Origin of the sequence: Mesorhizobium sp. M7A.F.Ca.ET.027.02.1.1 (assembly GCF_004022985.1) — a bacterium.
Taxonomy (GTDB): Bacteria; Pseudomonadota; Alphaproteobacteria; order Rhizobiales; family Rhizobiaceae; genus Mesorhizobium.
The window spans coordinates 1-674 of the sequence record NZ_RZOL01000881.1; the positions used below are offsets into that span (position 1 = coordinate 1).

Below are 674 nucleotides of genomic sequence, written 5' to 3' on the forward strand. Positions count from 1 at the left end.
GGAGCCTTTGAGGGCTTCGATTGACGATTTCAGAGCTTACGCTTAAATCCAGCGATCACGAGCCCGCGCGACGTTTCGAGGTGTTCACGGGTTCCGGCCGGCGTCGCGCATGGTTGCCGGAGGAGAAGGCGCGGATCGTGGCGGAAAGCTACGATGCCGGCGAGACCGTGAGCGCGGTGGCCCGGCGATATGCATTGTCCCCGCAGCAGCTGTTCGCCTGGCGTCGGGCCGCGCGTCTGCCGTTGGAAGAGGCGCCGGCGCCGGAGCCATTGTTTGTTCCTGCGGTGATTGCGGCGCCAATGTCGGAGACACCTGCAAAGGGTCCGCCGAAGCCGCGGAAACGGAAAGCCGCCCGGGATGCCGGCGTGATCGAGTTGGAGATCGACGGCGTTGCGATGCGGGTCGGCCGTGGCGCCGACGCCAGGACGGTGGCGGCGGTGATCCGTGCGCTGAAGGCGCCGTCGTGATCAGGCCGACGGGTGCGGTCAAGGTGATGGTGGCGACGAAACCGGTGGGCTTCCGCAAGGGCGCGGAGGGCTTGGCGGCGCTGGTGCGCGAGACGATGGGCGCCGATCCGTTCTTATGCGTCGGGCGAGATTATGTGGCGGAGCCGCCCTGACGCCCGGCAGGGCCGGCCAAACCCAGCTTGCCTCCGCCACATAATATTTAGATGC

1 protein-coding gene and 1 pseudogene are annotated in these 674 nt (G+C 66.9%); both read left to right on the forward strand.

Annotated elements, in window-relative coordinates; all coding sequences use genetic code 11:
- Positions 1 to 80 precede the first annotated feature (80 nt).
- Entirely contained in the window at positions 81 to 467 is a 387-nt protein-coding gene (locus tag EN749_RS36780; protein WP_281061972.1) for a transposase, read from the forward strand.
- A 26-nt stretch (positions 468 to 493) separates the two neighbouring features.
- Positions 494 to 580, forward strand: a pseudogene (locus EN749_RS39330) (IS66 family insertion sequence element accessory protein TnpB); the annotation flags it as partial.
- Between the last annotated feature and the right edge of the window lie 94 nt (positions 581 to 674).